This window comes from Streptomyces sp. NPDC002324 (assembly GCF_053593335.1).
The window spans coordinates 66,274-89,976 of record NZ_JBSFCF010000018.1 but is presented as its reverse complement, the minus strand read 5'-3'; the positions used below and the strand labels follow the sequence as shown (position 1 = coordinate 89,976).

The 23,703-nt window shown below is 71.1% G+C and carries 28 protein-coding genes; 10 read left to right on the top strand and 18 right to left on the bottom strand.

Annotation, left to right across the window (positions count from 1 at the left end; genetic code table 11):
* The first annotated feature begins 103 nt into the window (after positions 1-103).
* On the top strand, positions 104-595 hold the full coding sequence (locus tag ACWCRJ_RS23515; protein WP_450941112.1) for a hypothetical protein: 492 nt from the start codon (positions 104-106) through the stop codon (positions 593-595).
* A gap of 23 nt (positions 596-618) precedes the next feature.
* Here the strand turns inward: ACWCRJ_RS23515 and ACWCRJ_RS23510 are convergent, their stop codons facing one another.
* On the bottom strand, positions 619-2,586 hold the full coding sequence (locus tag ACWCRJ_RS23510) for an AMP-dependent synthetase/ligase (RefSeq protein ID WP_450941111.1): 1,968 nt from the start codon (positions 2,584-2,586) through the stop codon (positions 619-621).
* 294 nt (positions 2,587-2,880) lie between these two features.
* Between ACWCRJ_RS23510 and ACWCRJ_RS23505 the strand changes: the two genes are divergently transcribed.
* The gene (locus ACWCRJ_RS23505; protein WP_450941110.1) at positions 2,881-3,996 is read left to right on the top strand and encodes a MaoC family dehydratase; all 1,116 of its coding nucleotides are present in this window, start codon (positions 2,881-2,883) and stop codon (positions 3,994-3,996) included.
* Positions 3,997-4,387: 391 nt separating this feature from the next.
* Here the strand turns inward: ACWCRJ_RS23505 and ACWCRJ_RS23500 are convergent, their stop codons facing one another.
* The 7 genes from ACWCRJ_RS23500 to ACWCRJ_RS23470 form a co-directional block, all read right to left on the bottom strand.
* Positions 4,388-5,047: a TetR/AcrR family transcriptional regulator gene (locus tag ACWCRJ_RS23500; protein ID WP_450941109.1), complete on the bottom strand. Its 660-nt coding sequence runs from the start codon at positions 5,045-5,047 to the stop codon at positions 4,388-4,390.
* A gap of 36 nt (positions 5,048-5,083) precedes the next feature.
* A complete protein-coding gene (locus tag ACWCRJ_RS23495; protein ID WP_450941108.1) occupies positions 5,084-5,464 on the bottom strand; it encodes a DUF4229 domain-containing protein in 381 nt (126 codons plus the stop codon).
* 98 nt (positions 5,465-5,562) lie between these two features.
* Positions 5,563-6,087 carry an N-acetyltransferase family protein gene (locus tag ACWCRJ_RS23490; protein WP_450941107.1) on the bottom strand — a complete coding sequence of 175 codons (525 nt, stop codon included), beginning with the start codon at positions 6,085-6,087 and terminating at the stop codon, positions 5,563-5,565.
* Between the two features lie 109 nt (positions 6,088-6,196).
* Complete coding sequence (locus tag ACWCRJ_RS23485) at positions 6,197-6,631, bottom strand: hypothetical protein (RefSeq protein WP_450941182.1); 435 nt, start codon at positions 6,629-6,631, stop codon at positions 6,197-6,199.
* Between the two features lie 107 nt (positions 6,632-6,738).
* Positions 6,739-7,902 carry an aminofutalosine synthase MqnE gene (mqnE, locus tag ACWCRJ_RS23480; RefSeq protein ID WP_013001539.1) on the bottom strand — a complete coding sequence of 388 codons (1,164 nt, stop codon included), beginning with the start codon at positions 7,900-7,902 and terminating at the stop codon, positions 6,739-6,741.
* Positions 7,903-7,968: 66 nt separating this feature from the next.
* Positions 7,969-8,424 carry an Lrp/AsnC family transcriptional regulator gene (locus ACWCRJ_RS23475; RefSeq protein ID WP_005476412.1) on the bottom strand — a complete coding sequence of 152 codons (456 nt, stop codon included), beginning with the start codon at positions 8,422-8,424 and terminating at the stop codon, positions 7,969-7,971.
* Positions 8,425-8,517: 93 nt separating this feature from the next.
* Positions 8,518-9,216, bottom strand: a complete 699-nt coding sequence (locus ACWCRJ_RS23470; protein WP_450941106.1) for a UbiX family flavin prenyltransferase — start codon at positions 9,214-9,216, stop codon at positions 8,518-8,520.
* A 91-nt stretch (positions 9,217-9,307) separates the two neighbouring features.
* Between ACWCRJ_RS23470 and ACWCRJ_RS23465 the strand changes: the two genes are divergently transcribed.
* The gene (locus ACWCRJ_RS23465; RefSeq protein ID WP_450941105.1) at positions 9,308-9,931 is read left to right on the top strand and encodes a rhomboid family intramembrane serine protease; all 624 of its coding nucleotides are present in this window, start codon (positions 9,308-9,310) and stop codon (positions 9,929-9,931) included.
* On the opposite strand, the gene ACWCRJ_RS23460 is transcribed toward ACWCRJ_RS23465, so the two are convergent.
* The 3 genes from ACWCRJ_RS23460 to ACWCRJ_RS23450 are packed head-to-tail and all read right to left on the bottom strand — an operon-like array spanning position 9,921 to position 12,895.
* A complete protein-coding gene (locus ACWCRJ_RS23460; protein ID WP_450941104.1) occupies positions 9,921-10,493 on the bottom strand; it encodes a Uma2 family endonuclease in 573 nt (190 codons plus the stop codon). The genes ACWCRJ_RS23465 and ACWCRJ_RS23460 overlap by 11 nt on opposite strands.
* A gap of 45 nt (positions 10,494-10,538) precedes the next feature.
* A complete protein-coding gene (gene mqnP / locus ACWCRJ_RS23455; RefSeq protein WP_450941103.1) occupies positions 10,539-11,441 on the bottom strand; it encodes a menaquinone biosynthesis prenyltransferase MqnP in 903 nt (300 codons plus the stop codon).
* Complete coding sequence (locus ACWCRJ_RS23450) at positions 11,438-12,895, bottom strand: menaquinone biosynthesis decarboxylase (protein WP_450941102.1); 1,458 nt, start codon at positions 12,893-12,895, stop codon at positions 11,438-11,440. Before ACWCRJ_RS23450 ends, mqnP begins: the two co-directional genes overlap by 4 nt.
* A 116-nt stretch (positions 12,896-13,011) precedes the next feature.
* Here ACWCRJ_RS23450 and ACWCRJ_RS23445 point away from each other — a divergent pair, with 116 nt between their 5' ends.
* The gene (locus tag ACWCRJ_RS23445) at positions 13,012-13,419 is read left to right on the top strand and encodes a PLD nuclease N-terminal domain-containing protein (RefSeq protein ID WP_450941101.1); all 408 of its coding nucleotides are present in this window, start codon (positions 13,012-13,014) and stop codon (positions 13,417-13,419) included.
* 36 nt (positions 13,420-13,455) lie between these two features.
* Here the strand turns inward: ACWCRJ_RS23445 and ACWCRJ_RS23440 are convergent, their stop codons facing one another.
* Positions 13,456-13,782 carry an ArsR/SmtB family transcription factor gene (locus ACWCRJ_RS23440; RefSeq protein WP_319696715.1) on the bottom strand — a complete coding sequence of 109 codons (327 nt, stop codon included), beginning with the start codon at positions 13,780-13,782 and terminating at the stop codon, positions 13,456-13,458.
* A 115-nt stretch (positions 13,783-13,897) separates the two neighbouring features.
* Here ACWCRJ_RS23440 and ACWCRJ_RS23435 point away from each other — a divergent pair, with 115 nt between their 5' ends.
* A complete protein-coding gene (locus ACWCRJ_RS23435; RefSeq protein WP_450941100.1) occupies positions 13,898-14,896 on the top strand; it encodes a quinone oxidoreductase family protein in 999 nt (332 codons plus the stop codon).
* 175 nt (positions 14,897-15,071) lie between these two features.
* On the opposite strand, the gene ACWCRJ_RS23430 is transcribed toward ACWCRJ_RS23435, so the two are convergent.
* On the bottom strand, positions 15,072-15,755 hold the full coding sequence (locus ACWCRJ_RS23430) for a response regulator (RefSeq protein WP_450941099.1): 684 nt from the start codon (positions 15,753-15,755) through the stop codon (positions 15,072-15,074).
* Complete coding sequence (locus ACWCRJ_RS23425; protein ID WP_450941098.1) at positions 15,752-16,876, bottom strand: sensor histidine kinase; 1,125 nt, start codon at positions 16,874-16,876, stop codon at positions 15,752-15,754. The genes ACWCRJ_RS23430 and ACWCRJ_RS23425 overlap by 4 nt, the downstream gene beginning before the upstream one ends.
* A gap of 251 nt (positions 16,877-17,127) precedes the next feature.
* On the opposite strand from ACWCRJ_RS23425, the gene ACWCRJ_RS23420 reads away from it, so the two are divergent.
* Complete coding sequence (locus ACWCRJ_RS23420) at positions 17,128-17,433, top strand: hypothetical protein (RefSeq protein WP_450941097.1); 306 nt, start codon at positions 17,128-17,130, stop codon at positions 17,431-17,433.
* 157 nt (positions 17,434-17,590) lie between these two features.
* Here ACWCRJ_RS23420 and ACWCRJ_RS23415 read toward each other — a convergent pair whose 3' ends face one another.
* Positions 17,591-17,968 (bottom strand): SH3 domain-containing protein, encoded by a 378-nt coding sequence (locus tag ACWCRJ_RS23415; protein ID WP_046704127.1) that lies wholly within the window; start codon positions 17,966-17,968, stop codon positions 17,591-17,593.
* Between the two features lie 403 nt (positions 17,969-18,371).
* Complete coding sequence (locus ACWCRJ_RS23410; protein WP_450941096.1) at positions 18,372-19,580, bottom strand: sensor histidine kinase; 1,209 nt, start codon at positions 19,578-19,580, stop codon at positions 18,372-18,374.
* Between the two features lie 249 nt (positions 19,581-19,829).
* On the opposite strand from ACWCRJ_RS23410, the gene ACWCRJ_RS23405 reads away from it, so the two are divergent.
* The 4 genes from ACWCRJ_RS23405 (at position 19,830) to ACWCRJ_RS23390 (ending at position 22,632) form a co-directional block, all read left to right on the top strand.
* Complete coding sequence (locus tag ACWCRJ_RS23405; RefSeq protein ID WP_450941095.1) at positions 19,830-20,312, top strand: nucleoside deaminase; 483 nt, start codon at positions 19,830-19,832, stop codon at positions 20,310-20,312.
* Positions 20,296-21,279 carry an isopenicillin N synthase family dioxygenase gene (locus ACWCRJ_RS23400; RefSeq protein ID WP_450941094.1) on the top strand — a complete coding sequence of 328 codons (984 nt, stop codon included), beginning with the start codon at positions 20,296-20,298 and terminating at the stop codon, positions 21,277-21,279. Before ACWCRJ_RS23405 ends, ACWCRJ_RS23400 begins: the two co-directional genes overlap by 17 nt.
* 173 nt (positions 21,280-21,452) lie before the next feature.
* Positions 21,453-22,244: a hypothetical protein gene (locus ACWCRJ_RS23395; RefSeq protein WP_450941093.1), complete on the top strand. Its 792-nt coding sequence runs from the start codon at positions 21,453-21,455 to the stop codon at positions 22,242-22,244.
* Positions 22,237-22,632: a GntR family transcriptional regulator gene (locus ACWCRJ_RS23390; protein ID WP_450941092.1), complete on the top strand. Its 396-nt coding sequence runs from the start codon at positions 22,237-22,239 to the stop codon at positions 22,630-22,632. The genes ACWCRJ_RS23395 and ACWCRJ_RS23390 overlap by 8 nt, the downstream gene beginning before the upstream one ends.
* A 6-nt stretch (positions 22,633-22,638) precedes the next feature.
* Here the strand turns inward: ACWCRJ_RS23390 and ACWCRJ_RS23385 are convergent, their stop codons facing one another.
* Positions 22,639-22,947, bottom strand: coding sequence for a peptidoglycan-binding domain-containing protein (locus ACWCRJ_RS23385; RefSeq protein ID WP_450941091.1), 309 nt, complete (start codon positions 22,945-22,947; stop codon positions 22,639-22,641).
* Between the two features lie 184 nt (positions 22,948-23,131).
* Positions 23,132-23,509, bottom strand: coding sequence for a peptidoglycan-binding domain-containing protein (locus tag ACWCRJ_RS23380; protein WP_046914235.1), 378 nt, complete (start codon positions 23,507-23,509; stop codon positions 23,132-23,134).
* Positions 23,510-23,703 lie beyond the last annotated feature (194 nt).

Genomic DNA, 23,703 nt, shown 5'->3' with positions numbered 1-23,703 from the left:
TGGGAATTCGTCAGGACGTACAACCTCCCCCGGCCGGGACGACTCTCTCAGGGAGGGTCGGCATCGGCCGACGGGTCGAAAACGGTCGGAACGGGGTGGGGTCATGGGGTCGGTGCGGAAGCGCGGCGTGTTGCTGTGCTGTGGTGGGCTGGTGGTCGTGTTCGGGGTGGGGGCGGCCGTGTGGTGGAACTGGTTGCGGGCGCCGTACTCGCTCGCCGACTCGCCCGGCGTCGATGTGACCGTGCGGGCCGAGAAGTCGCGGTATCCCGATGTCCGGAAGACCGCCGAGGACGTCGACACCGTCGTGCGGGCGTATGTGCAGCGGCTCAAGGCCGGTGACGTGGAAGGACTGATGGAGCTGGCCGGGCCCGCGTACGACGGGACCCGGGGCGCCGCCTACGAGCATGTGCGGGAGTTCGGCGAGGGCGCCCGAGGGCATGTCGACGTCACCGTGCTGGAAGGGGTCGTGGACTACTTCAATCCCGTGCGGCTCACCTACGGCGGCACCGACCAGAAGCAGGAGCTGCTGCTGGTCAAGGACGACGGGTACTGGTGGGTCGGGCTGGGGGAGGGTGACCCGGCGGCGGGGAAGTAGGGGCCCCTCGCCGCGGGCCGGGACTACGTCTCGTACAGCCCCTCGATCTCCGTCGCGAAGGACCGCTCCACGACCTCGCGCCGCAGCTTCATCGACGGGGTGAGGTGACCCTCCTCCTCCGTGAAGCCGCCGGGGACGATAGTGAACCTGCGGATGGACTCGGGGCGGGAGACGAGCCGGTTGGCCTCGTCCACCGCGCGTTGCAGGACGGCTCGCAGGTCCGGGTCGGTGGCGAGGTGGTCGAGGGGGGTGTCCTGCTTGGCGTTCATCAGGGTCCAGTGGGTGATGCCCTCGGGGTCCAGTGTCAGCAGGGCGGTGACGTAGGGGCGGCGGTCGCCCACGACCATGGCGTGGGCGATCAGGGGGTGGGAGCGGAGCCAGTTCTCCAGCGGGGCCGGGGCCACGTTCTTGCCGCTGTCGGTGACGAGGATCTCCTTCTTCCGGCCGGTGATCGTGAGGTACCCCTCGTCGTCGAGCCGGCCTATGTCCCCGGTGGCGAACCAGCCGTCGGGACCCGCCGGGACGACTCCGCCGGCCTGGGGGTCCCAGTAGCCACGGAAGATCTGGCCGCCGTGCAGCAGGATCTCGCCGTCGGCGGCTATCCGGATCCGTGTGCCGGGCAGGGGGCGGCCGACCGTGCCCAGGCGGGGGAGGTTGGGCGGGGTGACGGTCACGGCCGCCGTCGTCTCGGTCATGCCGTACCCCTCGAAGACGTCGATGCCCGCGCCCGCGTAGAAGGCGGCGAGGCGGCGGCCGAGGGGGCTGCCTCCGCAGATGACATAACGGACCCTGCCGCCCAGCGCCTTGCGGATGCGGCGGTAGACCAGGGGGTCGTAGAAGGTGCGGGCCGTTCTGAGGAAGGCGGAGGGGCCGGGCCCGGTGCCGTGCTGTTCGGCCTCCAGGGCCTCGCCGTAGCGGCGGGCCACGGCGGAGGCCCTGTCGTACGAGGAGGCGCGGCCCATGCGTTCGGCGGAGGCGCGGGCCGTGTTGAAGACCTTTTCCAGGACGTAGGGGATGACCAGGAGGAACGTCGGACGGAAGGACTTGAGGTCGGCGAGCAGGTCCTCCGTGCGGAAGCTCGGCGAGTGGCCGAGGCGCACCCTCGCCCGCATACAGCCGATCGCCACCATGCGGCCGAACACATGGGCGAGAGGGAGGAAGAGGAGGGTGGAGGCCTCCTCGTCCGTCTTCGCGCGGAAGATCGGGTAGAGGAGGTCGATCGCGTTGTCGACCTCGGCGCAGAAGTTGCCGTGGGTGAGGGCGCAGCCCTTGGGGCGGCCGGTCGTGCCCGAGGTGTAGATGAGGGTCGCCAGGGTGTCCGGGCCCAGCACCCCGCGCCGTACGGCCACTTCCTGGTCGGACACGTCCCGGCCCCGCTCGGCCAGCCGGCCCAGGTGGTCCTTCTCGAAGACCCACATGTGGCGCAGGTCGGGGATGCGGTCGAGTTCGGGGCCGAGGGCGGCGGCCTGACCCGCCGTCTCCACGGCCAGCGCCACCGCGCCCGAGTCCTGGAGGATCCAGCGGGTCTGGAAGACGGAGGAGGTCGGGTAGACGGGGACCGTCACCAGGCCCGCCGCCCAGGCCGCGAAGTCCAGGAGCGTCCACTCGTACGTCGTCCGCGCCATGATCGCGATACGGTCGCCCGGCATCAGGCCCTCGGCGATCAGACCCTTCGCCAGCGCGAGCACCTCGGCGGCGAACTCGGCCGCCGTCACGTCCCGCCACCCGCCCTCGCCCGTACCGGCGTCCCGCTCCTGGTTCCGGCCCCCGTCGCCCCCGTCCGCGTTCCGCTCCGTCGCCGCGGACCCACGCTTGCGGCTGAGGACGACCGCGTCGGGCGCGTGGGTCGCGTTGTCGAACGGGATGTCCGCGAGCGAGCCGTAGGCCGCCGGCTCGGCGAGCGCGGGGACGTACGCCTCTCGGACGGTGCCGTCCAGCCGCTTCAACTCTGGTTCCAGCAGCGCGGGTTCGGTGTGTTCGAGGCTGGACACGGGCGGCTCCTGGGCGTTCGGTGTGCCCGGATCGTACGGGGTTGGTGTGTGAGGTGCGTGTGAGTGTAGCGATGGTCCGGAGATGGAACCGGGCCGGGGATGTGCAGTGTCGCAGGCCGCCCGTGCGCGGCTCCCGCGCAGGTCAAGGGGGTGTCAAGTTACCTGAGGGTCGCTCACGTCCCGGAGCGCACGGAAGGCCTGCCCAGCCCTTACCTTGGGTAACCTGACCCTTGGGTAAGACAGCGGATCCGGCGCGGGGAGCGGAGCCCGGCGCGGGGAGAGGGAGGCCGTTCGATGCAGCCGACGCCCACGCACGTCCTCGCGGCCCCACCGGCACTCACCCCCCTTCTCGCCAGGGGCGCCCTCGGCTCGCCGCGCAAGAGCCGCGGGCTGCGGGGCACCGGCTTCCCGCCCCTGCCGCCGGGCCGGTTCCCCCGGCTCGTCCTGCCCGGCGTCCGGATCGACCTCGCCCGTCTAGCCGCGTACGAGCGCGTCTGCGGGTTCCCCACCGGGGAGGACGCCGTCCCGCTGACGTATCCGCACGTCCTCGGCTTTCCGCTCGCCATGCGGATCATATCCGGCCGCGACTTCCCGTTGCCCCTCCTCGGACTCGTGCACACGTCGGTCGAGATCACCCGACGCCGCCGGCTGCCCGCCACCGGGGAGTACGAGATCACCGTGTACGTCGAGGAGTTGGCGCCCCATCGCCGGGGCACGGAGGCGACGGTGGTGACCGAGGTACGGGACGGGAGCGAGGGCGAGGGCAAAGGCGGTTTCGGGGGCGGGGCCGGGGTCGCGTGGGAGTCCCGGAGCACGTATCTCGCCCGGCACGGGCGGGGAGAGGGGACGGGGCGGGCCACGGCCGACGGGACGGGGCGGGCCACGGCCGACGGGACCGCACGGACTGCGGCCGACGGGAGTGGGCCGACGCGGGCCGACGGGAGCGGGCCGGAGCCGACCGGTGGGAGTGAAGCGGCACAGGCCGGCCGGAGCGGGTCGGCTTCGGCCGGCCGGAGCGGGTGGGCGCCCCAGGGGCTTCATGCGGTGCCCGGGGTGGCCGAGTGGCGGTTGGGCGGGGATGTCGGACGGCGGTACGGGGCCGTGTCCGGGGATCGCAATCCGATCCATCTGCATCCGCTCGGCGCCCGCCTGTTCGGGTTCCCGCGGGCCATCGCGCACGGCATGTGGACCGTGGCCCGCTGCCTCGCCGAGTACGGCACTCCCCCGGCGGCCCTCGTCCGCGCGGAGTTCCGGGCTCCGGTGCCCCTGCCCGGCACGGTGACGTACGCGGCAGACGCCGGGACGTGGGGCGGCTTCGAACTGCGCAGCGGAGGCGTCCCGGGACCGGACGGGGAACAGGTCCGGCCGAAGGTCCATGTGAGCGGCCACGTGTATCCGCTGGTTGTCTGAGCACACGTGCCGTTCACCGGGTGGTGCGGCGGAGGGTGGCGCCCGCGTTGCGCAAGGTGGGGGCGGCGTAAGGGGGCGGCGTAAGGGGGCGGTGTTCGGCTGCGGGTCGGTGGGGGCTGGTCGCGCAGTTCCCCGCGCCCCTGAAAAGCAGGGGCTGCGCCCCGTGCTTTTCGGGTCCGCAGGCGGCTGTCTTCCAGACCCGCGAAGTCGAGGCTTGCGGGCCCGCGACGCCGTCGCATGCGGGTCCGCCAGGCCGGTCGTCTCCAGAGTTGCGAGCCGTCACCTTCGGTCAGACCCGCGAAGCCCTCGCTTGCGGGCCGCGGGGGCCCGGTCTTCAGGGGCGCGGGGAACTGCGCGAGAAGCCCACCGGGCCCGCGGCCGACGACGGGCGCTACTCCTCGCACTCCCCCGCGGGCGGCGGGGTCCATGGGCGGCCCTCCATGAGGTCGCCCAGACCCGCCCACGCGAAGTTCATCAGGGTCGCGGCCGCCTGGCGGGCGGTGATGCCGGGGGTCGCGTTGGCCCAGGCCGCGAGGGCCTCGGCGGCGCCCACCAGGCCCTCCGCGAGGCCGGCCACCTCGCGCTCGGGCAGCGACGGATCGCGACGGGCCTCCCGGGCCGCGACCAGGATCAGCCCGGTCACGAACGCCACCATGTCCTCCCGCATCGCCGCCACTTCGGCGGCGAACGGTTCCCCGTGCGTCCGGGCCTGAAGGTGCAGCACGGCCCAGGCGTCCGGGTTGCGCGCGGTGTGCGTGAAGAACGCCCGCAGGCCTTCCCAGAGTTGGCGGTCGGCGGGCAGCTCGGGGTTGACGCCCGCGCGCACGGCGGTGGTGAGCGCCGTGACCTCGCGGCGGATGCAGGCCGTGAAGAGGTCTTCCTTGGAGTTCAGGTACAGGTACACCAACGGCTTGGACACGCCCGCCAGTTCGGCGATCTCGTCCATCGACGCGGCCCGGTAGCCGCGCTGCCCGAAGGTCCGCACCGCCGCGTCCAGCATCTGTTGTTCCCGCACCGCGCGGGGCATCCGTTTGCTCTTCACAGCACCCATGCGGGCAAGCGTACGGTTCCGGGCGGGGGCGGGCTCCTAGGAAGCCTGGCCGGACGCCGGCTCGGTGGCCCTGACGGCGTCGTCCTTCTTCGTCTCCTCGGCCGCCACCGGCGTCGGTGCCTCGGTCCGCGCCTCGTCGTCGGCCTCGTCCTCCTGGTTGCGGTTGGCAGCGAGATTGGACTTGACGCGGTCGATGGAGCGGTCGAGTCGGGGGGCGATCCGCTCGGAGGCCCGGTCCCGCTCCTTGCGCAGGGCGACGAAGCTGATCGGCGCGGAGATCAGCAGGGCGAGGACGACCACCCACATGCCGTTGGAGGCGCCGAGGCCGCGCGGGGCGACGCCGGAGTAGACGAGGGCCCAGACGACCACGAAGCAGCCCGCGAAGATGCCGAGGCGCATCAGTGTGTAGCGGAGCATCTCAATCCACTCTTCCGTTTCCGTGCCGGACGTTGCCACAGGGCGTCTTCCAGTGAAGCACGGTCGACGGGCGATCTTGCAGGGGGGTTGTGCCGGTTTCAGGTCAGGGGCAGGAGCATCGTGATGTCGTCGCGGTGGTCGCCGGGGGCGACGCGTATCGCGCCGGGGACTCGGCCGACCTCCTTGTAGCCGCAGGAGGCGTAGAAATGTTCGAGGCCGTGGCCGCCCCGGCAGCCGAGGCGGACGGCGTCTATGCCGTCGAAGCCGCGGGCGGCGGTCTCGACCGCCGTCATGAGGGCGCGGCCGTGGCCCTTGCCCTGGTGGGCGGGGTGGACCATCACCGTGTAGAGCCAGACCCAGTGGGTCATCAGGCGGTGGGTGTTGAAGGCGAAGAAGGCGGTGGCGGCGGGGCTGCCGGTGTCGTCCAGCCCGAGAAGCAGGCGGTGCCTGCCTTCCGCCATCGCCATGAGGTGCTTGAGAAGCTCCGGACGGATCTCCTCCGCGGTCACCGGCGGAACGAAACCGACGGCTCCGCCGGCGTTGGAGACGTCCGCCCAGAGGGCGAGGATGCCGTCGTGGAGGGCGGGGGTGAGGGGCGGATCGAGCTGGAACGTAAGGGCCATTGAAGAAGAGTAGTCATTACCTGACGAGCCACTCACACTTCTCCGGCCCCACTCCGGCCCTTCTCCGGCCCCACTCCGGCCCTACTCCGCCCCTTCTCCGGCCCTTCGATCAGGACCAGACCGACACCACGTCGGAGCAGTTCTGATAGCTGCCCCTCACCACGCACACCCACATCAGGTACTCGACGTCCTCGACGACATCACCCGAGTCCCTTTCCGTGTAAGGGGCGTTGTGGCCGCGCGTCGTGGCGATCCGGCCGTTGCTGATCTGCGCCTCGATGCCATAGCCGTCCGAGCGCGCGTCGTGGGCCTCCAGCGTGTCCCCCGTCGAGATCTCTCCCGGATCGCTGTACCAGGTGGCATAGCCGGCGTACTCGCCGTCGATGGAGACGTAGATGCGCTGATTGCGATAGATGGTCGTCCGATCCGGGTCGAACGACACCGAGGGTGCCGCGGCGGCCGGAGTCACGCCCGTCATCACGGTGCTCGCCGCGAGTACGAACGCTCCGGCCAGCGTGCCGAGCCTGCCCCAGGAATACCTCATCACGTTTCCCCCTCCTGTGATGCAAGAAGGGGAAAGCCTGCGATCTTGATCGTGCCCCTGTCAAGGGTGCACAGGACGCACGTCGCCCTCGGACCCGCGTCGGCGGCTCACACCCGCATCGGCTGCGGAGATTCCCGACGTGCCGGGTCCGGGCCGTCGTACTCGCGGATGATCTCGTACCTCGTGTTCCGTTCCACCGGGCGGAAGCCCGCGTCGCGGATGAGGTCCAGCAGGTCCTCGCGGGTCAGCTTGTTCGGCGTGCCGTAGTTGTCCGCGTCGTGGGTGATCTTGTACTCGACGACCGAGCCGTCCATGTCGTCGGCACCGTGCTGCAGCGCCAGCTGGGCCGTCTGGACGCCGTGCATGACCCAGAAGACCTTGACGTGGGGGACGTTGTCGAAGAGGAGGCGGGAGACCGCGAAGGTCTTCAGGGCCTCGGCACCCGTCGCCATCTGGGTGCGGGCCTGGAGGCGGTTGCGGACCTTGCCGTCCTGCATGTCGACGAAGTCGTGCTGGTAGCGCAGGGGGATGAAGACCTGGAAACCGCCGGTCTCGTCCTGCAGTTCACGCAGGCGCAGGACGTGGTCCACCCGGTGGCGCGGCTCCTCGATGTGGCCGTAGAGCATGGTGCACGGGGTCTTGAGACCCTTCTCGTGCGCCAGGCGGTGGATCCGCGACCAGTCCTCCCAGTGGGTGCGGTGGTCGACGATGTGCTGCCGGACCTCCCAGTCGAAGATCTCCGCGCCGCCGCCGGTGAGGGATTCGAGCCCCGCGTCGATCAGCTCGTCGAGGATCTCCGACGCCGTCAGGCCGCTGATCGTCTCGAAGTGGTGGATCTCGGTGGCCGTGAAGGCCTTGAGCGAGACGTTCGGGAGGGCCGCCTTCAACTCCTTCAGCGAGCGCGGGTAGTAGCGCCACGGAAGGTTCGGGTGCAGGCCGTTGACGATGTGCAGCTCGGTGAGGTTCTCGCCCTCCATCGCCTTGGCGAGCTTCACCGCCTCCTCGATGCGCATCGTGTACGCGTCCTTCTCCCCCGGCTTGCGCTGGAAGGAGCAGTACGCGCACGACGCCGTGCACACGTTGGTCATGTTGAGGTGGCGGTTGACGTTGAAGTGGACGACGTCGCCGTTCTTCCGCGTCCGCACCTCATGCGCCAGACCGCCCAGCCAGGCCAGGTCGTCCGACTCGTAGAGCGCGATGCCGTCCTCGCGGGTCAGCCGCTCGCCGGAGCGGACCTTCTCCTCCAGCTCGCGCTTGAGCCCGACGTCCATGCCCACACCTTTCACCGACCGACCACCGACCTACCGACTTGCCCGCTCAACCCTACGTCCACCGCCCTACTCCTCCTCCGGCAGCTCACCCACCCGGTTCTCCCACTTCGTGGAGAGCACGATGGTCGTACGGGTCCGGGAGACACCGGCGGTGCCGGAGAGGCGGCGGATGGTCTTCTCCAGACCGTCCACGTCGGGGGCGCGCACCTTGAGCATGAAGGAGTCGTCGCCCGCGATGAACCAGCAGTCCTCGATCTCGGCCAGGTCCCGCAGCCGTGTCGCCACGTCCTCGTGGTCGGCGGCGTCGGAGAGGGAGATGCCGATGAGGGCGGTCACGCCGAGGCCGAGGGAGGCCGCGTTGACGGTGGCGCGATAGCCGGTGATGACCCCGGCCGCCTCCAGCCGGTTGATGCGGTCGGTGACACTGGGTCCCGACAGACCGACGAGGCGTCCCAGCTCCGCGTAGGAGGCCCGGCCGTTCTCCCTCAGGGCCTGGATGAGCTGCCTGTCCACCGCGTCCATGCGATCGGTTGCCTTCCGCTGAAGAGTTGCGTTGTGAGTGATGCGTGAGGTCGTACGGGGTCGTGCGGGACGAGGGGTGAGCGGGTGGGGCGCTCAGGTGGCGGTACGGGAGGCGCGCGCGCCGCCCACGTCGCCCTCCCAGCGCCGGTACAGGGTGTGCGGGACGCCCGCCGCGTCCAGCGCCCGTCCGGCGACGAAGTCCACCAGGTCCTGGATGTGCGTGGCGCCCGCGTAGAAGGCCGGGGACGCGGGCAGTACGGTCGCGCCCGCCTCGTCCAGGGTCACCAGGTGGCGCAGGGTCTGCCCGCTCAACGGGGTCTCGCGTACGGCGACCACCAGGCGCCGGCCCTCCTTGAGGGTCACGCTCGCCGCGCGTTGCAGCAGATCCTTGGAGAGCCCCAGGGCCACGCCCGCGACGCACGCGGTCGACGCGGGCACGATGAGCATCCCCTTGACGGGGTACGAGCCCGAGGACGGTCCGGCGGCCAGATCCCCGGCGCTCCAGTGCCGTACGCGGTCGCCGTCGAGGTCCACGGTGAACGTGCCGGGCTTGCCGTCGGCGCCGCGGGTCAGCCATTCCCGCAGGTCGTCGCGCCAGTGGGCGTCCCGGAAGGAGATACCCGTCTCGTCGAGCAGGGTCAGCCGCGAGGCCCGGGACACCACGAGGTCGACGCTCTCGCCGGCGGCGAGGAGCGCGCGCAGCACCGCCGCGGCGTATGGGGTGCCGGATGCGCCGGACACCCCTACGATCCAAGGCGTACGCGGCGTCTCTCCTGGCTTGACTGGGTTCACGGCACCGAGCCTATCCGGCGCCGCGGGACGGGAACCGGTCAAGGGGGCACGGTCGTTTCCCGGAAGGGACGAGTTGACTCGGGGGTTCGACATGGCTGGTGGGGTACGCGGGGCGCTCAGCCCTGAGCGGGAGTGGTCGCGCGGGGACCGTGCGAAGGCCGCGGCCAAGCTGATGGTGGGCTGGGTGGCGCTGCTGTGGCTGCTCGAAGTGATCGACGTGGCGAGCGGTCAGGCGCTGGACGACTTCGGGATCATTCCGCGCTCGGTGCCCGAGCTGGTCGATGTCGTGCCGGCCTCGTTCATCCACTTCGGCTTCGCCCACGTCGCGGCGAACAGCGTGCCGCTGCTGGTGCTGGGGTTCCTCTCAGCGCTCGGTGGGCTGCGCCGTTTCGTCGCCGTGTGTGCGCTGATCATCGTCGCGGACGGGCTGGGTGTCTGGCTGATATCCCCGGACAACACGAACACGGCGGGCGCCTCCGGCGTCGTCTTCGGGCTCTTCGGGTTCCTGGTCGTCAGCGGGTTCGTGGAGCGTCGGCTGCTGGGGGTGACGGTGGGTGTCCTGGTCGCGGCGGTCTGGGGCGGCTCAATTCTCGCGGGCATCGCGCCGAACGAGACCGGCATCAGCTGGCAGGGCCATCTGATCGGGCTGGTGGCGGGGGTGGTGTCGGCGTTCGTGTTCCGGCGGCGTGGACCCCGCACGGCGCTCACCGCGTAGCGCGCGCCTTCGGGTCCACGGGGAGGCGGGCGGTGGCGATCGTGAGCTTGCCGAAGGGAGAGCCGACGGTCAGGTCAGGGCCGTAGGGGATGGTGTCCCGGCCCCGGTAGCCGTCGGGACCGGGATTCCACATCATGACGGCGTGGCCCTTGAGCGGATCCAGGATCACGTAGTGGGTGATGCCTCGGGAGGCATACCAGCGAGGCTTGATCTCGTAGTCGCGGCGGATACTCTCCGGCGACACCACTTCGGCCACGAACTCGATCAGATCGGCGGGATACGAGCTGCGGTTCTCCGCTTCCGCCTCGGCCGGGATGACCGCGATGTCCGGGCAGAACTCGTTGGCATCGTCGAAGGGGAACGCCACATCGCTCACCAGCGCCCAGTCCGGCGGAAGCTGCTCCTCCAGGTTCGCCGACACCCTCAGGATCGTCTTCCCGTGGAACGGCCTGACCGGGTTCATCACGATGCTGCCCTCGACAATCTCCGTCAGATAGCCGGGGAACATGTCCTCCAGCCTGCTGAGCTGTGAGTGCAGGCGGTCAATGCCCGAGACGGTCACGCTGGCCTCCCTGGGGTCCTGCCCTCGATGGTAGGCCGACGGTAATCAGAGGGTCAGGCCCCGGACCAGAAGATCCAGCAGCGCACACACGAACAGGGCAATGCCGATGAACCCATTGACACTGAAGAACGCCCGGTTCAGCCGGGACAGGTCGTGCGGCCGGACGATCGTGTGCTCGTACACGAACGCGCCCGCGACGATCGCCAGCCCCAGCCACAGGAAGGCGCCCGCGTCCGTCATCACCGCGTACCAGACGAACAGCGCTGTCGTCAGGGCGTGGCACACGCGCGCCGCCCACACCGCCGCCGGGACGCCGAAGCGGGCCGGGACCGACAGGACGCCGGACTCGCGGTCGGAGTCGATGTCCTGGCAGGCGTAGATGAGGTCGAAGCCGCCGATCCAGATGCCGACCGCCAGGCCGAGGACGACGGCCTCCCAGGACCACTCCCCCGTGATGGCGAGCCAGCCGCCGACGGGGCCCATGGCCTGGGCGAGGCCGAGGATGGCCTGGGGGTAGTTCGTGAAGCGTTTGCCGTAGGGGTAGACGACCATCGGGATCACGGCCACGGGGGCCAGGGCGAGGCAGAGGGGGTTCAGCAGGGCCGCCGCGCCGAGGAAGATCACCAGTGCGATCAGCGCGCCCGTCCAGGCGTGCTTGACCGACATCGCGCCGGTCACCAGTTCGCGATGCGCCGTACGCGGGTTACGGGCGTCGATCTCGCGGTCGATGATCCGGTTGACCGCCATCGCGAACGTACGCAGGCCCACCATGCAGATGGTGACGAGGAGTAGCCGGGCCCAGTGGACGTTGCCGTCCAGCCGGAACATGGCGGTGAGCGCGGCGATGTACGCGAAGGGCAGCGCGAAGATCGAGTGCTCGATCATCACCAGCCGGAGAAAGGCCTTGGTACGGCCCGGCTGCGGGATCGCGGCGGAGGCGCTGGTCACAGGCCGTACTCCTTCCAGCGGCGGTCGACCAGGGCCGCCGTGGCCGGGTCCGACTCGACCATGTCGGGCCAGCCCCCGTCCCGCGTGTAGCCCTCCTCGATCCACTTCTTCGTGGCGTCGATGCCCGCCTTGCCGCCCCAGAACTGCTGGTAGGAGGCATGGTCCAGATGGTCCACGGGGCCCTCGACCACCGACAGGTCGCGGGAGTAGTCCGTGTTGCCGAGGGCGCGCCAGGCGACCTCGTGGAGGTCGTGGACGTCGCAGTCGGAGTCGACGACCACGATCAGCTTGGTCAGGGACATCATGTGGGCGCCCCAGATCGCGTGCATGACCTTCTGCGCGTGCTTGGGGTACTTCTTGTCGATCGAGATGATCGCGCAGTTGTGGAAGCCGCCCGCCTCGGGGAGGTGGTAGTCCACGATGTCCGGGACGATGATCTTCAACAACGGCAGGAAGAAGCGTTCCGTCGCCCGCCCCAGCGGCCCGTCCTCCGTCGGCGGGCGGCCCACGACGATCGACTGCAGCAGCGGCCGCTTCCGCATCGTCACGCAGTCGATCTTCAGTGCGGGGAACGGTTCCTGCGGCGTGTAGAAGCCGGTGTGGTCGCCGAACGGGCCCTCCGGGAGCGTCTCCCCGGGCTCCAGCCAGCCCTCGATGACCACCTCCGCCTGCGCCGGCACCTGCAGCGGCACGGTCTTGCAGTCCACCATCTCGATCCGCTTCCCCGAGACGAACCCGGCGAACAGGTACTCGTCGATGTCACCGGGGAGCGGGGCCGTCGAGGCGTAGGTCACGGCGGGCGGGCAGCCGAAGGCGATGGCGACGGGCAGGCGCTCGCCGCGCCTGGCGGCCACCTGGTAGTGGTTGCGGCTGTCCTTGTGGATCTGCCAGTGCATACCGATGGTGCGCCTGTCGTGGCGCTGGAGGCGGTAGAGGCCGAGGTTGCGTACGCCGGTCTCGGGGTGCTTGGTGTGGGTGAGACCGAGGTTGAAGAAGGAGCCGCCGTCCTTCGGCCAGGTGAAGAGGGCCGGGAGCTGGTCGAGGTCGACGTCGTCGCCCTGGAGGACGACCTCCTGGACCGGGGCGCTGTCCGCCTTCACCTTCTTCGGCGGGACGTGCGTCATCGCGCCGAGCTTCCCGAACGCCTCGCGCACCCCCACGAAGCCCTGCGGCAGTTCGGGCTTGAGCAGGCCGCCGATCTTCTCGCTGATCTCGGCGTACGACTTGAGGCCGAGGGCTTTCAGCAGGCGGCGGTCCGTGCCGAAGACGTTCATCGCGAGGGGCATCGAGGAGCCCTTCACGTTCTCGAAGAGCAGGGCGGGGCCGCCGGCCTTGTTGACCCGGTCGACGATCTCCCCGACCTCCAGGTAGGGGTCGACTTCGGCCTTGATGCGCTTGAGATCGCCCTCGCGCTCCAGTGCGCGGAGCAGGGAGCGAAGATCGTCGTAAGCCATGCGGACAAGTATCCCCGAGGGGCTACCCTGACCCCGTCACGGGGCCCCGCGCACGGTCCCGCCGTCGTGTCCGGCGGCCGGTCGACCGGCCGCCACCGCTTCCAGGGGGCTGTTCCATGCTCAGGGTGTTGCTTTACCTCGTGCCGCTGGCGCTGACGATCTACGCGTTCATCGACTGCCTCAACACCCCCGAGGACGAGGCGAAGCACCTGCCGAAGATCGCCTGGGTCTTCATCATCCTGCTCTTCTGGATCGTCGGCCCCATCGCCTGGCTCGTCGCCGGCAAGCTGCGGGGCGTCCCCGGGAGCGGACGCACACCCTCCGAGTGGCACCGCGACCACCGCACGGAGTACGTCGCCCCCGACGACAACCCCGAGTTCCTGAAGTCCCTCGCCGAGGACAACAAGAAGGACGAGTCCCTCCTCAAGAGCTGGGAGGCCGACCTCCGCCGCCGCGAGGAGGAGCTGAGGCGGCAGGAGGAGGAGAAGGGCGAGAAGCGGGAGAAGAAGGACGGCGAGGAATAGGGACCGGCGAGGAGCAAGGTTCCTCGCGCCGCCGCCTCAGTCCTCGCGCAGGACGAGCGTGAGCAGTCCGGGGAAGCGGGTGTCGAACTCCTCGCGACGCAGGCGGTTGACGCGTTTGGCGCCCTCGTCGCGTTGTTCGACGAGTCCGGCGCCGCGGAGCACCGAGAAGTGGTGACTGAGGGCGGCCTTGCCGACCGGCACGTCGAAACTGCCGCAGCTGCGCGTCCAGACCGGCGAGCCCGCCAGTTCCCGTACGAGCGCGACGCGTACGGGATCGGCGAGGGCCGCGAGGGCGGTCAGGACCGGAACGTCGTCGGGGTGGGTGTGCTCGGGAGCCGCCCGGTGAGCGGCGCGTTCCGCCATGTCCGCCCCTCCCCTCGCGCTCCTGGCGGAGCGTTCGCTTCTTGCAGAGTGTTCGACGAGAACCATACACTCGCGAGTGTTCGCTTTTCATTGAACAGTCGAGCGGGAGTCCGGCATGCGCGCGATCGAGTTCCAGGAGTACGGCGCCCCCGAGGTCCTGAAGGTGGTGGAGGCGGAGGCTCCCGAGCCCGGGCCCGGCCAGGTGGGCGTCGACGTGGCGTACGCGGGGGTGAACTTCGCCGATCTGAAGGCCCGCGCCGAGGGCTACCGGGTCCCGGCGCTCCCCTACCGCCCCGGTCTGGAGGTCTCCGGGCGGGTGCGCGCCCTCGGCGAGGGCGTCGAGGGGCTGAGCGTCGGGCAGCAGGTGACCGCGCTGACGGACGCGGGCGCGTACGCGGAGGTCGTCGTGGCCGATGCGGCAACCGTGTTCCCGCTGCCCGAGGGGGTCGGCCTGCGTACGGGCGCCACGTTGCCCACCGTGCTGCCGACGGCGTACGCGCTCGTGCACGTGGTGGGGCGGCTGCGGGCCGGTGAGACCGTACTGGTGCAGGGCGCGGCGGGTGGGATCGGCACCGTGGCGGGCCAGTTGGCGAAGGCGGCGGGCGCGGCGGCGGTGTACGGGGTCGTCTCGGACGCCGCCAAGGCGAAGCACGCGCTGGACCACGGCTACGACGAGGTCTTCGCCGGTACCGGCACCGGGTTCTTCACGGACGAGGTGCGGGCCGCGACCGGTGGCCGTGGCGTCGACCTGGTGCTCGACCCCGTCGGCGGCGACACGCTCCGCGCCGGGCTCGCCTCCCTCGCCCCGTTCGGCCGCCTGGTCTCCTTCGGCAACGCGAGCGGGGAGCGGCCGTGGGCCGTGGGGCAGCCCGAGCTGTACGCCCTCGGTCTGACCGTCTCCGGGTTCTCGATCCTCGCCCTCGCCAAGTCCGCCCCCGCCGAGCTGCGTACCCTCGCCGAGCGGGCCTTCGCCACGGTCGTCGACGGGGTGGTGTCCCTGCCGGTGACCGCGGAGTTCGGCCTGGCGGAGGCGGCGGAGGCCCACCGGTTGATGGGCACGCGCAAGAGCGTGGGAAAGCTGCTGCTGCGGGTGGGGGGCGAGGAGGAGGCGTAGAGCACAGGTGCCGCCCCCGCACCGCCGACGGTGACGGTGACGAGCCTGGTGGCCTCCGCCCTCCGCCGGACCGGCCCGCCCTCAACCTGACCGGCCCGCTCTCAGCCGGACCGGCCCCTCCCTCGACCGAGAACCCCCTCCCCCGTGAGATCAATCCCGTACGTCGAAGGCGGCCTCAGCCACCGGGCGTGACCAGCCCCGTCTCGTACGCGACCACGACCGCCTGTGCCCTGCTGCCCAGCGCCAGCTTGGTCATGGTGCGGTTGAGGTGCGTCTTCACGGTCGCCTCGCTGATGTAGAGCCGGTTCGCGATCTCCAGGTTGGACAGGCCCCGGGCGATGAGTTTGAGGACCTCGACCTCACGCGAGGTCAAGGCGCCCAGGCGTGGCGGCTGTTCACCGGCACCGGCGGCCCCGCCCTGCCGGGCGAACGCCTCGACCAGCCGTCGCGTGACGCTGGGCGCGAACAGCGCGTCGCCTCCGCCGACCGCGGCCACCGCGGCGAGCAGCCGCTCGGGTCCCGAGTCCTTGAGCAGAAACCCCGAGGCTCCGGCCCGCAAAGCCCCGTACACGTACTCGTCGAGGTCGAAGGTGGTCAGCACCAGGACCCTGGGCGCGGGATCGGGGGCCTGGGCGAGGATGTGCTCGGTGGCCTGAATGCCGTTCATGCCGGGCATCCGGATGTCCATCAGGATCACGTCGGGCCGGGTCCGTGCCGCCACCTCGACGGCCTCCGCGCCGTCTCCCGCCTCCCCGACGACCTCGACGCCGGGCGCGGCCACCAGCAGCCCCACCAGGCCGGCACGGATGAGGAACTGGTCGTCGACGACGAGCACCCTGGTATCCCGGCATCCCGTCATTCCGCGGTGTCGTCCTCCCGGCGCACGGCCTGCGCGGAAGTCGGCAGGCTCAGCCGCACGGCGAACCCCCCGTCGCTCCGCGGGCCGATACTGATCGTCCCGCCGTAGAGCTTGGCCCTCTCCCGCATACCGATCAAGCCATGCCCGCCAACCGTACGAACCTTGTCCGGAATCACCCCCTGCCCGTCGTCCCTGACCGAAACGGTCACCTCGTGCGGCCGGTAGGAGAGTTCCACCTGCGCGCTCGCCCCCGGAGCGTGTTTCAGTACGTTGGTCAGCGCTTCCTGGACGACCCGGTACGCGCACAGTTCGACGCCGGGGGCCAGCGGGCGCGAGGTGCCCTCGATCCGCAGCGTCACGGGGGTGCCGCCGGCCCGGACGCGCTCGACGGTCTCGCCGAGGCGGGCGAGACCGGGCATCGGCGCGGTGGGCGCCCCGTCGTCCGATGCCCGCAGCACCATCAGCATGCGCCGCAGTTCCTCCAACCCCTCCTTGCCGGTGGCGTCGATGGTGTCGAGCGCGGCGCGCGCGGTGTCCCGGTCGGAGTCGAAGACGAACCGGGCGAGACCGGTCTGCACGGAGATCACCGACATGTGGTGGGCCACCACGTCGTGCAGTTCGCGGGCGATGCGGCCGCGCTCCTCGGCGACTTCGCGCCGGGCACGTTCCGCCTGCTCCTGGCGCAGCCGACGGGCGAGTCCGTCCAGCCTGCGGGCGACGAGGCCGAACCGCCAGAGCATCGTCGGGTAGACGACGGCCTGCCCGACGACGGACGCGATCGAGTCGGTGTGGCTCACCACGCCCGCGTAGACCCAGGTGGCGCCCATCAGCGCCGCGCAGGGCACGGAGACGCGCGGGTGCCGCAGGGAGGCCACCGTGTAGACGGCGAGCATGGGGCCGAAGGAGCTCACCACGGGCCAGTAGCCGGCGGTGACGTACCCGCACCAGATGAGATGTACCAGGCAGCAGATGGCGACCGGTGACCGGCTGCGGACCGTGAGCGGCAGATGGACCAGGAACACCAGGGCGTAGCCGGCCGCGTCGAGCGGGTCCTGCCCCTGGCTCACGGCCTCCTGTGCGAGCAGCAGGGCCACACCGGCCAGCGCCGCGGCTATGAGCACGTCGACGACTGAGGGGCGAGACGGCCGGATCCGCACCGCCGCAGCGTATCGCCGCTCCCGGCGACCGGGCGTCAACCTCCTGCGGTACAGCGGAAGTTGCAGGAACCGCGCGTCTACCGCACTGCGTCGACCCGGAGTTCCACCCGGCGTGGGACGACGCCACGAGTGGCCCGCCCGTAGCGTCCTGGACCAGCACCACGACGAGCCGGCTGACCGTCGGCCGTCGCTTCCGAGAAGGGGAACCGGAACTCATGAAGATACGTAGAACCCTCGCCCTCACCACTGCGGCGGTCGCTCTCGGTGGCGGGCTCGCATTCGCCCCCGCCGCCTCCGCCGCCTCCTCCGGCAAGGCCGTCGCCCAGGCCATGTCCTGTTCGACCACGAAGATCAGCGACTACCGTGCGTCCGGCTGGTGCTCCGGCGGCAGCAACTGGCGCGTCGGCGTCAAGTGCACGGACGGCCAGCACTACTACTCCGGGATCAGCAGCATCCGCGGAACGAAGTACGTCGCCTGCGGCAGCGGCAGGATGACCCACCGCTGGATCGACATGTGGTGACCCTTCACCCAGGTCACCCGGGCTACCCGGGCCACCCGGGCCACCCGGGCGCAGGAGTTCACTGACGCCCTGCCGGCCACGACGGCACGGCGCCGGACGCCCGGCGGCCCGTCCTCCCCGGGGGTGAGGACGGGCCGCCGGGCCGGTTCCGGGCGTGTCAGCAGTGGTTGACGTAGCTCTGGATGTGTCCCGTCGACAGGTAGAAGTCGCTGACGTACCGGGATCCGCTGGGCGAGTAGAGCTTGGCCCAGATGTTGTAGCCGTTCACGGAGCTACCGGTGGTCCAGCAGTCGACCTCGACCTTGGTGCCGTTGGCGAGGGTGTACAGCGGGGAGGCCTGGGAGCTGGGGCCGGTGCGCACCGTCAGCCCGTTGGGCGCGCTCTGCACGTATGCGCACATCGCCCGCGAGTCGCTCCCGAAGGATCCGCACCGGAACGCGTCGGCGCTGGCCGCGGGCGCGAAGGCCATTCCGGCGGCGAGGATTGCGGCGGCTCCGGTCGCGACGACGGTTGCCTGAAGGCGTGAGGATCTCATCGTGTTCTCCCTGTGAAGTCGGTACGTCCCGCCAGTCCGTGCGGACTGTTCGGTCATGGACATGCAGGAAGTTACGCGGAGCGTCGGCCGGGCCACGTCAACCCGGGGGTTGGTCCCGGGTAAACCCTCGCGGTAGCCGCGCCGGTCGCCCGTGCCGCTCCGTCAGCCATGGCAGGGCCCGTCGACAGGGCCCGTCGGCAGGGCGGCGTGCCCGGCCGGTGCCGGGTGCCCGGCCGGTGCCGGGTGCCCGGCCGGTGCCGGGTGCCCTGCCGGTGCCGGGTGCCCTGCCGGTGCCGGGTGCCCGGCCGGTGCCGGGTGCCCTGCCGGTGCCGGGTGCCCTGCCGGTGCCGGGTGCCCTGCCGGCAATCGTGGCGTCGGCCGGTTGGGCGTCGGCGACACGTCCTCACCTGCCGCGGGGCACCGGAATGGTCAGTCCCACTTCGAACCCGCCCCGCGGGCCGGGGCCGGCGGTCACCGTCCCGCCATAGATACCGGCCCGCTCGCGCATGCCGATCAAGCCATGGGCAGCGGGCCCCGCGGTGGTACCGGCCGGCACCGGCTCCTGTCCGTCGTCGGTGACACGGACGCGGACCGTGGCTTCGTCATAGTGCACCGCGACGCTCGCGTTCGCGGCCGACGCGTGTTTCATGACATTGGTGAGGGCTTCCTGGATGACCCGGTAGACGCACAGGTCGACGCCTGGCGGCAGCGTGAACGGGGTGCCCGTGATCCGGACGTCGACGGGGACGCCCGCGGCTCCGACGCGCCGGGCCAACTGGTCCAGCCGCCCGAGTCCGGGCGGCGCGTTGCAGTCTCCCGCGCCCTCCCCTTCCTGGACGCTCTCCATCCCTTCCCTGAGCACGACAAGCATGCGGCGCATCTCCTCCATCGCCTCGTGGGCACTGCCCGCGATGGTGTCCAGCGCCTTGCGGGCCGTTTTCGGATCGGAGGTGAAGACGTATCCGGCCAGACCGGTCTGGACGGAGATCACGGACACGTGGTGCGCGATCACGTCGTGCAGTTCACGGGCTATCTTCATGCGCTCGGCGATGACGGCCCGCTGCGCCTTCTCCTCCTGCTCCAGGCGCAGTTGCTCGGTGAGCACGGCGAGCCGCTCGCCGCGCTCCGCGAGCCGCCGGGCCCGGTCGCCGGTCACCCACAGGACGGCGACCATCACGGTCACGAAGACCACGCTGAGCGGGCCGATCCCGGGCTCGGCGAGCCGCGTGCCCCACAGCAGCACGAGCAGCGACACGGCCGCGCACTTCGCCACGGCCCTGCGCGGGCACAGAGCCGCGACGGTGTAGAACGCGAGGCCCAGTCCGCAGACGACGACCACGTGGTAGTAACCCAGGGTGAAATAGCACAGCGTGCAGGACGCCGTACTGACCAGCACGGTCAGGGGAGCCCGGCGGCGCACGGCGAGCGGGAGGTAGACCAGGGCGATCAGGGCGTACGCCCATGCGTCGGCGGGCCGCCAGTAACCTTGCGGGTCGGGCCAGTTGCGGAGCATGGAGCTGGAGATCCAGACCGACACCACGGCGTAGACGGTGTCCGCCACCTGCGGGAAGACCCTGCGCACCGCCATGCTCCACGGGTGCCGCGCGGACATCGTCCGAGCCTGGGTCCGGAGCGATCGCTCCCCCCGGTTCTCAACCACAGCCACACCCCTGGTGGTACGTCGGCAGTCACCCTCGTCGCGGGCGTGGTTCAACCCATGTTCGGGGCAGGAGCGAACGGCCCTTCCGGCCGGCTGCGGCCCCTCGCCCAGCGCTGTGCCGGAGTGTCCCAGACAGGCCCGGCTCGGGCGACGGCGCGGGCCATAGTCGTAGCCCCGCTGATTCGAGGGCAGAGTGGGCTCATGGACCAGCCGCAGTCACCGACTCATTCCGGCGCACAGGCACGCGCATGGCTCGCCACCGCCGTAGAGGAGGCGCGGGCCGGGCTCGCCGAGGGTGGCATCCCCATCGGGGCCGCGCTCTACGGGCCGGACGGCAGCCTCCTCGGGCGCGGTCACAATCGGCGGGTCCAGGACGACGATCCCTCCATGCACGCCGAGACGGCCGCGTTCCGCGCGGCGGGACGGCAGCGGACGTATCGCGGTACGACGATGGTGACGACGCTCTCGCCGTGCTGGTACTGCTCCGGCCTGGTGCGGCAGTTCGGGATCTCGCGGGTGGTGGTCGGCGAGGACACGACCTTCCACGGCGGGCACGACTGGCTCGCCGGACTCGGCGTGGAGGTCCTGGTGCTGGACGACCCGGAGTGTGTGTCCCTGCTGCGTGACTTCGTCGAGAACAACCCGGCACTGTGGAATGAGGACATCGGTGACATCGGTGAGTAGGCCCAGGACGCCCCGCATCCCCACCATCGATCTGCGCCCCTGGCGCGACGGCGGCCCCGAGGTCCGCGCCCGGATCGCCCGCACGGTGGACGAGGCGCTCCAGAGCGCCGGTTTCCTCCTCGTCACCGGCCACGGCGTGGACCCGGCCCTGCGCGGCCGCGTCCGGGAGGCCGCCCGCGCCTTCTTCGTCCTGCCCGTCGAGGCCAAGCGGGCGTACGAGGTGAAGGTCGGCGGGCGGGGCTGGCTCGGGCCGGGAGCCGAGGCGAACGGGTACGCGGAGGGGACGCGGACGCCGCCGGACCTCAAGGAGTCGCTGACGTTCGCGACGCACGAGCCGTTCGACGACCCGGTCGTGAACGCCGAGTGGTACGCGCCGAACGTGTGGCCGGCGGAGGTGCCGGAACTGCGGGCGCCGTGCGAGGAGTACCTGGCGCGGATGGGCGAGCTGGAGAACCTCCTGCTCGCCCTCCTCGGCGAGGCGCTCGGCCTGGAGCCGGAGTTCTTCTCCCGGCACATGAGCCACCCCACCTACGGCTTCAACATCAACTGGTACCCGGGCACGGAGGTCATCGGCGACCCGGTGCCGGGCCAGTTCCGGATCGGCCCGCACACCGACTTCGGCACGGTCACGATCCTCGACCGACAGGCCGGGAAGGGCGGACTCCAGGTGTTCACGGACGAGGGCGGCTGGGAGGACGCCCCCTACGACCCCGACGCCTTCACCATCAACGTCGGTGATCTGCTGGCCCGTTGGACCGGGGACCGCTGGCGCTCCGGGCGCCACCGGGTCCTGCCGCCCCCGGCCGACGAACCCACCGAGGAGCTGATGTCGCTGGTCTACTTCGGCGAGTGCACCCCGGGCACGATCGTGGAGTCCGTGCCGCCGCCGGTCGGCCGGGTGGCGCACCCGCCGGTGGACTCGCACGTGTACCTGCGGGCGCAGCTGGACTCGATCACCGTCGGCTGACCCCTCGCTCCCTCGTCACGGCAGGGAGATCTCCTCACCCGGGAACCCTCGCGCCCCACAGACCGTCTCCCCCCGCATCCACATCACCTTGTATCGAGTGTTTGACACAAGATCCCGGCCCGGGGCATCTTGTACTCACTGCTTGATACAAGATGATCCGGGGGGATCTCCGCATGCTCGACACCGCCCCGCTCCGGCACCGGCTCCTCGACCACGCCGACCACTACGCCCGCTGGTCCGGGCTGGCCATCGGTCTCGTGCTCGCCCAGGCGCTGTCCACACTGGGGGACGTCGAGTTCGAGCAGCGCGTGGTGTTCTGCATCACCGCCTTCGGCCTGTGCGCGGTGGCCGGCGTCCTGCTCGCCGATGCCCTGACCCTGCGCCCCCAGGAGGCGGTCCGCACCGCGAGCCTCGCCCCGCGCCTGGTCAGAGACCACGTCCCCCCGCACATGGGCCCCCTGATCGCGCTCCAGGGGGTCTCCCTCGCCGTCCTGCTGGTGCTCACGGCCGCCACGGCCTCCGTCGACCCCGACCGCATCCTCAGCACGGGCAAGGTCCTCACCCTCACCTGCAACGGGATGCGCGCGACCGCCGGCCCGTGGCCCGGCCTGTACTACACCCTCCCGATGTTCGGCGCGCTCGCCATAGCCACCCCCACCTGCGTGTGGGCCCTGCGTCGCATCACCCACGGTCCGGGCGAGGAACAGCAGCGCCGGGACCGCGCGTGGGCCGTCACCGGGGCGTGGGGCCTGCTGGTGTCGAGCCAGCAGCTGTACGCCGTACTGATGGTCTCCCTCGCGCTGACGGAGACGGGCTGCGCCGGCGTGCTGGGCGTGCTCACCTTCTGGGTGTTCTACCCGCTCGCCCTCCTGAACCTGTTCACCGTCGCCTGGTCCCTGGTCACCGTGGTGGCACCCCGGGCCGTCGACGACGAGGCGACAGAGGGGGTCTCCGACGATGAGTGAGGCCGCCGTCCGCGTCGACACCACCAGCCAGGTCCCGCCGTACGAGCAGATCCGCGCCCAGCTCGCCGCCCTGATCGTCACCGGCCGGCTGGCCGAGGGCGACCGGCTGCCGACCGTCCGCCAGCTGGCCACCGACCTCGGGCTCGCCCCGGGCACGGTCGCCCGCGCCTACCGCGAGCTGGAGGCCGGCGCGCTGATCCGCACCCGCCGGGGGGCCGGCACCCGGGTGGCGGCCCCACCGGCCCGACCACCCCACCCCGACACCCACCAACTCACCACTCTGGCACGCGACTTCACCTCCTCGGCCCGCGCCCTGGGCGCGGACCCGGAGGCGATCCTCACCGCCGTACGCGACGCTTTGGGGCCGGAGCGGCCGGGCCCGCCCTGAGCGCGGTCATCGGTGCAGGGCCGTCCAGAAGACCGGGCCGAGGATGCCGTCGTAGGTGATCCCCTCGGCGCGGCAGAACTCACGCACCGCCTGTTGGGTCCGCGCGTCGTAGACACCGTGGTCCGCAACGGCGTAGCCGCGCCGGATGAGCAGGCATTGCAGATGGGCGACGCCGGAACCGGATTCACCGATCCGGAAGCCGGTGGGATGCGACGGGGCGCCCCACGGGCATTCGGCGGGCTCGACGGCGAAGGCCCGCGCGGGGGTGTCGGCAAGCGCCGGTGCCGCGCTCGGGCCGAGCGCGAGGCCGGTCACGACCGTGAGGAGAGCGGCGAGTCCGGGACCCGCGCGGCCCGGGCGGGGACGGGGCCCGCGAGGCGTACGGAACATACCGGGCATGACGTGGTTGCCTCCCATTGCTGTGCGAGGTGCGCGGTGGGGGAAACAGGTGTCGGCCCGCGGTCGGGGACCGCGGGCCGACAGTGAGGCACGGATGCGGTCAGCAGCCGTTGCGCAGGCGGTTCCAGGTGATGGGCCCGATGCGGCCGTCGACGCCTATGCGGCAGGTGGCCTGGAAGTCACGGGTGGCCGTTCGGGTGTTGCCGCCGAAGTCACCGTCGACGCCGGTCGGGCCGATGTAGAAGCCCCAGTACTGGAGCAGACACTGGGCCTCGCGCACGGCGTTTCCGGTGCTGCCGTACGCGATCTCGGGCGGGGTGACGGCGCCGTGGTACCCGCAGTAGAGGGCGGTGGGGGCGAATTCCTTTGCCGGGGCAGCCGGGGCCGCCGTCGCGCTGGTCATGGAGATGGCACTGGTGCCGGCCATCAACGCGGCCACGACCGCGCCGGATGCGGCGAGCCTTCGGATGCGTCTCATTTCTGTTCACTCCTGTACTGGGTGACAGTTCGGACGACTCGAAGCTATGAGACGCCACGCTCCAGCGTGAAGGAGTGTTCCAGCCGGGTCACCCCTCCCCCTACCGTCACTCCTGACCAGCGAGTTGCTTCATGGGACACCTAGGGGCGCAACTCCACCAGGGGCATCGACAGGACCGGAATGTCCGATTCCCC